This is a genomic window from Dyella sp., assembly GCF_036568765.1.
Taxonomy (GTDB): domain Bacteria; phylum Pseudomonadota; class Gammaproteobacteria; order Xanthomonadales; family Rhodanobacteraceae; genus GSA-30.
The window spans coordinates 1-8,904 of record NZ_DATCRY010000094.1; the positions used below are offsets into that span (position 1 = coordinate 1).

At 60.6% G+C, this 8,904-nt stretch carries 10 protein-coding genes; 8 read left to right on the top strand and 2 right to left on the bottom strand.

What is annotated here, in order from left to right:
• Positions 1–662 precede the first annotated feature (662 nt).
• On the top strand, positions 663–977 hold the full coding sequence (locus VIM98_RS07085) for a hypothetical protein (protein ID WP_331992400.1): 315 nt from the start codon (positions 663–665) through the stop codon (positions 975–977).
• A 720-nt stretch (positions 978–1,697) separates the two neighbouring features.
• Positions 1,698–2,447 carry a hypothetical protein gene (locus VIM98_RS07090; protein ID WP_331992401.1) on the top strand — a complete coding sequence of 250 codons (750 nt, stop codon included), beginning with the start codon at positions 1,698–1,700 and terminating at the stop codon, positions 2,445–2,447.
• Positions 2,448–2,586: 139 nt separating this feature from the next.
• Here the strand turns inward: VIM98_RS07090 and VIM98_RS07095 are convergent, their stop codons facing one another.
• Positions 2,587–3,321: a 16S rRNA (uracil(1498)-N(3))-methyltransferase gene (locus VIM98_RS07095; RefSeq protein WP_331992402.1), complete on the bottom strand. Its 735-nt coding sequence runs from the start codon at positions 3,319–3,321 to the stop codon at positions 2,587–2,589.
• Positions 3,322–3,505: 184 nt separating this feature from the next.
• Here VIM98_RS07095 and VIM98_RS07100 point away from each other — a divergent pair, with 184 nt between their 5' ends.
• Positions 3,506–3,802 carry a hypothetical protein gene (locus VIM98_RS07100; protein WP_331992403.1) on the top strand — a complete coding sequence of 99 codons (297 nt, stop codon included), beginning with the start codon at positions 3,506–3,508 and terminating at the stop codon, positions 3,800–3,802.
• A gap of 171 nt (positions 3,803–3,973) precedes the next feature.
• On the opposite strand, the gene VIM98_RS07105 is transcribed toward VIM98_RS07100, so the two are convergent.
• A complete protein-coding gene (locus tag VIM98_RS07105) occupies positions 3,974–5,335 on the bottom strand; it encodes an adenosylmethionine--8-amino-7-oxononanoate transaminase (RefSeq protein ID WP_331992404.1) in 1,362 nt (453 codons plus the stop codon).
• Between the two features lie 72 nt (positions 5,336–5,407).
• Between VIM98_RS07105 and gspN the strand changes: the two genes are divergently transcribed.
• The 5 genes from gspN to cysQ are packed head-to-tail and all read left to right on the top strand — an operon-like array spanning position 5,408 to position 8,710.
• The gene (gspN, locus tag VIM98_RS07110; RefSeq protein ID WP_331992405.1) at positions 5,408–6,184 is read left to right on the top strand and encodes a type II secretion system protein N; all 777 of its coding nucleotides are present in this window, start codon (positions 5,408–5,410) and stop codon (positions 6,182–6,184) included.
• Entirely contained in the window at positions 6,181–6,975 is a 795-nt protein-coding gene (locus VIM98_RS07115; protein ID WP_331992406.1) for an inositol monophosphatase family protein, read from the top strand. The genes gspN and VIM98_RS07115 overlap by 4 nt, the downstream gene beginning before the upstream one ends.
• Positions 6,972–7,319, top strand: a complete 348-nt coding sequence (locus VIM98_RS07120) for a hypothetical protein (RefSeq protein WP_331992407.1) — start codon at positions 6,972–6,974, stop codon at positions 7,317–7,319. Before VIM98_RS07115 ends, VIM98_RS07120 begins: the two co-directional genes overlap by 4 nt.
• A gap of 18 nt (positions 7,320–7,337) precedes the next feature.
• Positions 7,338–7,898, top strand: a complete 561-nt coding sequence (gene nudE, locus VIM98_RS07125; protein ID WP_331992408.1) for an ADP compounds hydrolase NudE — start codon at positions 7,338–7,340, stop codon at positions 7,896–7,898.
• Positions 7,895–8,710: a 3'(2'),5'-bisphosphate nucleotidase CysQ gene (gene cysQ / locus VIM98_RS07130; RefSeq protein ID WP_331992409.1), complete on the top strand. Its 816-nt coding sequence runs from the start codon at positions 7,895–7,897 to the stop codon at positions 8,708–8,710. Before nudE ends, cysQ begins: the two co-directional genes overlap by 4 nt.
• The last annotated feature ends 194 nt before the right edge of the window (positions 8,711–8,904 follow it).

Here is an 8,904-nt window from a genome sequence, read left to right on the forward strand (position 1 = left end):
AACCATAAACGCCTCCACTCATCCATCGGTTATGTCCCACCGGCCGAAGCTGAGGCAAACTACTACAGCCAACTCGGCAAAGCTGCCGACGCGGCTGTTTTACTCTAACCAAACAGCCTCCGCGATTCCCGGGGCGATTCACATTTAAAAGTGGTGGCGTATGTTGGAAGAATTCGTGGGTCAAATAGTGGATGTCCCCGATTGTCCGCCCGATTGTCCCGATTGTCCTTCCGATTGTCGCCACGCGTAAAGCTAGGCTCTCGCTGCAAATGTTGCCGTCAGTGGAACATCTTCCTCGCCGCGAACATCCATCATTCCAAAAACTCATGCCTACTCGCTTATTCATGCACCAACCATAGAATAAGTTTGAAAAATTGCTCCAAGGGTTGAACATTGCGTGCTCGATACGCATCATCGGTCCGCCGCTGAAAGAACAGCGGCCGGGCTTGGAAACCCGCTTATGTAGTCGGTGTCTGCAAGGGCGCCGTAACGTTTACGGTGCCTCGTTTGTAGGCGTTGCGGCGCCCCTCTGCCATAATTTTATGGTGGGCGTGTCGGGAGGGCTTCGGGCCCTGCCGGGTCTTGCCGATTACATACCGGTTTTCCAACCCGACACGTCCGCCACCCCTATTTCGGGTGGCGGTCCCGAGCATGGAGCCGCGATGAACGACACTCTCGTCAACCCTGACGATGTTCCTACCGATGTAGTTGAATATGCGTTGCGTTATGCCACGGCTTCGCCTCAAGACAGTGAGCGCGCCGAGGACGTGCAACCCCCTGGGCTATCTGTGCTTTGCTTGACGTTGGAGTCGCGTTTGGCGAATGCGCAGCGGCTGATTCATCGTATGCTGTGGCAGCAGTACGACCAGCGGGATGCGCTGCATGCGTTTGGTACGCTGGAGCATCTGGGCGTTGAAGCACTTGAATTGTGTTGGGCTATACGGGACCTGGGGTTTGACGATGAGGCGCTGGAGTAGCTGAGGCCGTTTCGATAAAGGTGGCTGTCGTCTCGATGGCGGGAGCACTTCTGAGCGATGTAGGACCGGCTGTCGGGAACCTAGAAAAACCTCAATTTTCATCACTTCCTCCGGCGGGCGCCGCGGCCTGGCGGCTCCAACACGTTGATGCGTCAAGGCACTGGATCCCAGCGACCGCTGGGATGACAAGTAGGAAAGAGTTTTTAGTGGCTCCCTTTAGTTGCGACGGTGAAATCTCATCGCAAGCCGGTGTCGGTGAGGTGTTATTGTCGCGGCTGAAGCCGCTCCTACAGGAGCGACCTTCTCGCCAGTGGTTTTTTTGCTTCGCCTTGTGGGAATGCTGTTATTCGGAGGGGGCATGAAAAAGACATCAAGGTCGGACATCAATGTTCTCGTTGGACGTTCGATGCCGCCCAGGCAGGCACCCAGATATTCCAAACCGCCAGGCAGGCTCGATCCCGATGCCGCTAATTGTGTCTATTGCCGTCTTGCTCTGGGGGAAACTGCCGCCGAATCGTCGGAGGCTTCATTCGATGGTTTGTGCGACTGGCATAAGGCCCGGGTTCTGGCGGATAGGTCGTGAGCGGTATTTCGGCGCATCGATGGGCTACGGCAAGGGAGGCGCGTTTAGCTAGTCGCATGCCTGCGTGAGCGAAATATGTTTGTCGCCTGCGCATAAAGGGGATACAAGGTCTGTCCCTTCCAAATGGTACGGATACCATGCCCTTTTATATGGCGGGCGTCGCCCCGCAACTGCCAACAACACTGACCGGCTATCGCGCTATCGATGTGGATGCGCGCGGTCCGGCAACAACCGGCAGCTCAGATGTCCGACTGCCGACGTTGAGAGAGATTGGAAATTATGCTTCATCGGCCACGGAGCTTGGGCTGCCGTCCTACGATCAGGCTGTTCGTGGAACCGATCCAATCCTCGCTCGAGGTCCGATTGGAAATGCGGCTCCATCGGCGCCCGAGCCGCCATTGCCATCTTACGACGGGTCCTTTCTTGGAACAGACACGATAGTTGCTCAAGCCTCAATCGCGGATTTGCCATTGCCCCATTTCGTTGAAGATAGGAGGGGCTACATGGCCGGAAATCGTCTGATCGGGGAGTGGGAAAGCGCAAAGTGGCAGCTGATATCAGAGTCTATCGGTAATTTTCTTGCTGAGCCGTTGGTTCTGGAGTGCGGTTTTTCGGGGATTCATGCCGAACCGGCGTTACGAGATATAGCGACCTGGAGAGAGACGCTGTTGTGCAATCCGCTTCCGGAGCCAGGCGCGCAATATTCCGATGACATACTGGATAACAACGATCGGGCCCTACGAAGCGTTGCCGTTTTCAATATCTGCTTGAAAAATCATGCGGAGCTGTTGGACGTTTACGATCCAGCCTGCAAGGCAAAATTTGTCGAACTCTCGCAGAAAATCGATACCTTTCTCTTTGGGATGGCGCCCGTTCAGCGCAGGTAGAACCCTTGCATTGGTTTGAATGAAGTGGTTCACGGGAGAGCGAGCGCTTGCTCTCCCCCTTTATCGCGGTTGAAACATGTTTCAACGCGGGGCATCATCGGCCGCCACTGAGAACAACGGTGGCGCCCTTATGCGAGGACTATAGGTCGCCGTGCAATGCTTGCAGAGCGGCCAGTGCGGCAAGGCCCGCTGTTTCGGTGCGCAGGATGCGCGGACCCAGCACGAGGCCGGCAAACCCGGCGTGGATCAATGCGTTGATATCGCGTTCTCCCAACCCGCCTTCGGGGCCGACGACCAACAGGCCGCCGACGGAGGGAAAGGTCAATTCGCGAGCGCGCAGCGTACCTTCCGGAAGCAGGGCGAGACGCAAGGCGTCGTTATCTACAAGGCTATATAGCCAGGCATCGAGTGCTTGTACCGGAACGATCTCGGGAACATGCGCTCGCCCGCTTTGTTCGCAAGCGCTAGCGGCGACTGCTTGCCAATGCGCCAGGCGTTTTTCCGCGCGCGCCGGATCGAGTTTCACTTCGGAACGTTCGGTGACCAGCGGCACGATACGCGCGACACCGAGCTCGGTGGCCTTTTGCACGATCAGATCCATCTTTTCTCCGCGCGCCACGCCTTGAGCAAGGGTGAGCGATAGCGGCGATTCATTCTGTGGCGCTTGCTGCGCTTGGATGTTTACCTGAACGTTGCGCTTGCCGACGCTGACAATGCGCGCCGGGTAGTCGTGACCGTCGCCGTTGAACAGGACGATCTCATCGCCGGCATTCAAGCGCAGCACGCGTGCGACGTGTTCGCCGGCCTGGGCTGGCAAAAGCAGTTCGGCGCCGACCGCCAGGGATTGATCGACATGAATGCGGATGGTGCGCATGAGCGGAAATTGCTTGGAAAAACGCAAGGATAGCCGATACAGGCGAGGCGGCGAAGCTGAAGAGCGTGTGGCTGTCAGTGAACCAGATGCTTGCCCGCACGTTATACACGGAGGAGCATGGTTCTTGCCTCCCGAGAAGGAGGCTTCGGGTGGTTCAGGCGCCCGTTAAATGGAGGTCGTTGTTATGGGTAAGTCTTCTTTTGTTTCCCTGATGCTTGCGATGGTTGTGGCGGGCGGTGCGGTACACGCCCAGGCCGACACGCAAGCTCAGCCACAGCCGCAGGCCAAGCAATCCGCAGTTAAACCGGGCGATCGTAACTGCATCCGCGATACGGGTAGTTTGATCAAGCCGAAGGATGGTGCGTGCCTGCCGGTGGCGGGGCGCAGTTATGGGCAGGAGGATCTTCAGCGTACTGGCAAGACGCGGCTTGGGCCGGCATTGCAGGATCTGGATTCGAGTGTGACGGTGGGTGGGCGCTGATTTAGCGCTGCGGTTTCGGGCGGGGTTGCCCCCTCACCCCAACCCTCTCCCCCGGCAAAGCCAGGGGAGAGGGAGCTGACTGTGGCTAGCCTCAGTACGACGCACTTGCGTAACTTGCCCCCTCTCCCCTGGCTTTGCCGGGGGAGAGGGTTGGGGTGAGGGGGCGCGCCGTCACGCAAACGCCCGCTCAATCCCCGCGATAGCCACATCCACCAGATGATCGATTTCTTCCGTCGTCACCACATACGGCGGCATGAAGTACACGATATTCCCCAGCGGCCGCAGCAGCGCGCCGTGCTGCAAACCATGCAGATAAACACGTAACCCACGGCGTTCTTCCGCCGGATAAGGCGCACGTGTGATCTTGTCCCGCACCAGTTCGACGGCTGCGATCATACCTGTCTGGCGCACATCGGCTACGTGCGGATGATCGCGCAGCGGCGCCAGGCGCGCAGCCAGATGCGCGGACAACACGCGATTGCGCTCGAGCACGGGCTCATCGCGGAAGATCGCCAATGTCGCCAATGCCGCACGGCAGGCTAACGGATTGCCGGTATAGCTATGCGAATGCAGAAACGCCTTGCCTGCGCTGTATTCCGCATAGAACGCATCGTAGACGGCGTTATTCGTCAGCACGGCCGATAGCGGCATAAAGCCACCGGTAAGCCCCTTGGACAAGCACATGAAATCGGGCGTCACCGCTGCTTGTTCGCAGGCGAACAGCGTGCCGGTACGACCGAAACCGACAGCGATTTCATCGGCAATGAAATGCACGTCGAAGGCATCGCACAAGGCGCGCAGACCGGCCAGATACCGTGGGTGATACATGCGCATGCCCCCCGCACATTGCACCAGCGGCTCGACAATCACCGCGCAGGTTTCATGTGCATGTTGCTCAAGCAATGCGCGCAATTCACTCAAGCGCCGCTCGGCAATCTGTTCCGCGCTTTCGCCCAGCTCGCCTTCGTATGTGTCGGGCGACGGTGCAACGATGGGTGTAAGCAGCAACGGCGCATAGGTCTTGCGATATAGCGCCACGTCGCTGACGGATAGTGCTCCCAGGGTCTCACCGTGGTAACTACCGCTCAATGCGATAAAGCGCGTCTTTTCGCCACGACCTTGATTGAGCCAGTAGTGAAAGCTCATTTTCAGCGCGACTTCGATTGCCGCCGAGCCGTTGTCGGCCAGGAATACCTTGTCCAGACCGGGTGGCGTCACGCGCACCAGTTCCTCGGCCAGTTCGATCGCCGGAGGATGGGTAAAGCCGGCGAAGATGACGTGCTCGAGTCGATCGAGCTGATCTTTCAATGCCGCACCGATGCGAGGATTGGCGTGGCCGAACAGATTGGTCCACCACGAGCTGATGCCATCCAGATAACGGCGGCCATCGGCATCTATCAGCCAGGCGCCTTCGCCGCGCACGATCGGCAACATCGGCACGGTGCGGTGGTCGTGCATCTGCGTGCAGGGATGCCAGACATGGCGAAGGTCGCGCTCGGCGAGCAGGGCGTTGCTGAGGGGGGTGTCGGTCATCCGGTTATGATCGGGCGGAATCCTGCGGCGGCTCAAGCCTTGCCGCACCATCGATTTTCAAGGAGCCGCAGTTTGAAAGCATGGCGCGTGGGGCTGGTGGTGCTGGGTGTGGTGTTGCTCGCGGTCGTGAGCTTGTTCTGGTTTTTGCCTGCGCGCTGGGTAGTGCCATCGCTGCAGGCGCGCCTCCATGGCTTGCGGTTGGATGGCGTCAGCGGTTCTTTATGGGATGGCCACGCCGACCGGCTGATAGCCACCGATGGCCGCCTGCTCGGACGTATGGATTGGCAGCTCTCGCGTCTGTCCCTGTTCGGCAAGGGGGCGCTATCGCTGCAACTGGAAGGTCCGCAATTGGCTTTTCGCGGGCAAATGCAGCGCCTGGGCGACGACAGTGTGCATTGGCAGGACGTGCATCTGCACCTGGACCTGGGCCTGACGACCCACGCTACGCCCTGGGGGCGGCCCCAGGGCACGTTGGAGGTCGATATCCCTGAGGCCCTGGTGCAGAACCAATGGCCCATGCGACTTGCGGCCAGCGGGCAATGGCGCGATGCGTCGGTGCAGACAGCGCAGGGCAAGGTTTCCCTGGGCACCTTGTCTTGGCACGCGCAGTCGAACCATGGCGTGCTCATCGGTAGCCTGGCCGATGCCGGGCCGGAGGGGCCGTTGAAGGTGTCTGGTAGCTTCGAATTGAGTACGCTTGGCTGGCATTACCGCCTGGAGGCGGTACCACGGGGGCGGCAGCCAGCATTGCAGCGCTGGCTCACGATATTGGGACCGGTTGCGTTCGACGGCACGCTGCGCCTGGAGCAGCGCGGCGGCGTAGCCAAACTGCTGAAAGGATCGTCATGAGTATCAAGGATTATCAGCCCGCCCTGGCTGCTGCGCGCCAGGCGGCGTCCGCCGCTGCGGATATTCTGCTGCACTACTGGCGCAAGGGCGTGACCGTGGAATGGAAAAGCGACGCCACACCGGTCACGGTGGCCGATCGCGAGGCGGAACTTGCCATCCGTGAAGTTCTGGCTTCGGAGCTGCCGGGCGCCAGTATCTTCGGCGAGGAGTTCGGTCACGACGGCCAGTCGCAGGAATGGCTCTGGCTGGTCGATCCGCTCGACGGCACCAAAAGCTTCGTGCGCCGCACACCGTTCTTTTCGACCCAGATTGCGCTGATGCATCGCGGCGAGCTGGTGCTGGGCGTGTCCAGCGCTCCGGTCTATGGGGAAACGATGTGGGGTTGCACGGGCAAGGGCGCCTGGTTCCAGGGCGATCCCGTACAGATAGCCGATACGACGGAGCTGGCGCAGGCCTCGATCTCGTTCGGCAATATCAAGTCGCTGACCGGCGATGCACGCTGGACCGCGATGGGTGGATTGGTGGCACAGGCCAACCGCGTGCGCGGCTATGGCGACTTCTGCCATTACCACTTGCTGGCGCGCGGCGCGCTGGATCTGGTGATCGAGTCGGACGTGAATATCCTGGATGTGGCTGCACTGGCGGTGATCGTCCGCGAGGCTGGCGGCGTGTTTACCGATCTGGCCGGGCGTGGCCCTAGCCTTGAAACGACTAGCGTCCTGGCGGGCACGCCCGCACTGCACCGTCTGGCGCTGGCCCGCTTGCATATCGATCAAGGAACCTCTGCGTGAGCCAGCTCCCCGTCTTCTTAAGTGTCTTGTTGGGCTACAGCCCGGCGATGGCGATCTCTGTGGTCGGCCTGATCGTGGCGGCTGTTTGTTGGCAGCGCACGCCGCAGGGTGCGTTGCTACTGATCGTCGCCAGCAGCATTCAGTTGTTGCTGACCTTGTTCAATGCCTGGCTTTACGGCGGCTACCTGCCCCGAATGCAGCAGAGCGGCGAGTCGGTGGCCGGCATGGCGCAGATGCTGGGTTTCTGGACGGTGCTCGGTGGGGTGCTGCACGCCCTGGTCTACGGCTTGCTGATCTGGGCGGTCTTCGCCGGTCGCGGCAAAGCGGAGCGGGCGACGCCCTAGCCGGGTTACAATCGGCGGATGCGCAAACCTCCGATCATCCACGCCACCCGCGACGTGCACGACAGCAGTTTCTTGCGCGTCGAGCAGTTGGACCTGGAATTTTCCAATGGCGAGCGCCGCACCTACGAACGGCTCAAGGGCAGCGGGCTGGGTGCGGTGATCATCGTGCCGATGCAGGATGACGAGACCGTTTTGCTGGTGCGCGAATACGGTGCCGGCGTCGGCCGCTACGAGCTGTGCCTGCCCAAGGGCCGACTCGATCCGGGCGAGAGCGCGGTCGAAGGTGCCGATCGCGAGCTCAAGGAAGAAGTCGGCTATGGGGCACGCAAGTTGACGCGGTTGCACAGCCTTTCGCTGTCGCCTTCGTACATGACCCATATGGCGCATGTGGTGCTGGCGCAGGATCTCTACCCCGAACGGCTCGAGGGCGACGAGCCCGAAGAGCTCGAAGTGGTACCGTGGAAGCTGGCCGAACTGCATCGCCTGGTCGAGCGCGAGGATGTCACTGAGGGCCGCTCCATCGCTGCCCTGTTTATGGCCCGGGAATATCTCGCCGGCCGCTTTCATCCCGTCTCGTGAGCGGCGAACTTTCTCCGCTGTTGCAGCGTGTGGGCGAGATCGCCCGCGCGGCCGGCGAGGCGATCCTGGAGATCTACCGCAGCGATTTCGACGTCACGCAAAAAGCCGACCGCTCGCCGGTCACGGATGCGGACCTTGCTGCGCAGGACGTGATCGCGGCGGGCCTTGCTCAATTGGAGCCGCGCTTGCCGGTGGTCTCGGAAGAGGCTCGTACGGCTGCCTGGAGCGAACGGGCCACCTGGTCGCGTTATTGGTTGGTCGACCCGCTCGATGGCACGCGCGAGTTCGTCAAGCGCAATGGCGAATTCACCGTCAATATCGCCTTGATCGAGGAGCATCGTAGCGTGCTCGGTGTGGTGCTGGCGCCGGTCAGCGGCGAGTTGTATGTGGCGCGACGTGGCGAAGGGGCCTGGATGCAGATGCGTCCGGAAGGTGCCTGGCAGCGCATGTCAACGCGCTCGCTGGCACAGCCGCCGCGCGTGGCTGGCAGCCGTTCGCACGGCGGCGGCGGTGTGGCGTTACTGGAGGCCTTGCTCGGTAGCGAATACAGTACGCATCCGCTGGGCTCGTCGCTCAAGTTCTGTGTGATCGCGCGTGGCGATGCGGATGTCTACCTGCGGCGCGGCCCGACCAGCGAATGGGACACCGCCGCGGCGCAGTGCGTGCTGGAAGAAGCCGGCGGCGAGGTACTGGATCTGCGCGGTGAATCGCTACGTTACAACCGCGGCGATTCGCTGCTCAATCCTGAGTTCATCGCGATCGGTGATCGACGCATCGATTGGCGCGCGCGGTTGTTGGCACACGTAGATTGATTTCGGATATCGCCAAGAGCCTGCTAGTGCTGTGGGAGCGACTTCAGGGAACGTCTAAAAACCTGTCAATGACTTGGACACAGCGAAAACGGATCCTATCGTTGTGGGAGCGACTTCAGTCGCGACAAGGACTTGCGGTGAGGCACGATTGTCGCGACTAAAGTCGCTCCCACAGAAAGCAAGTTTTTAGAGGC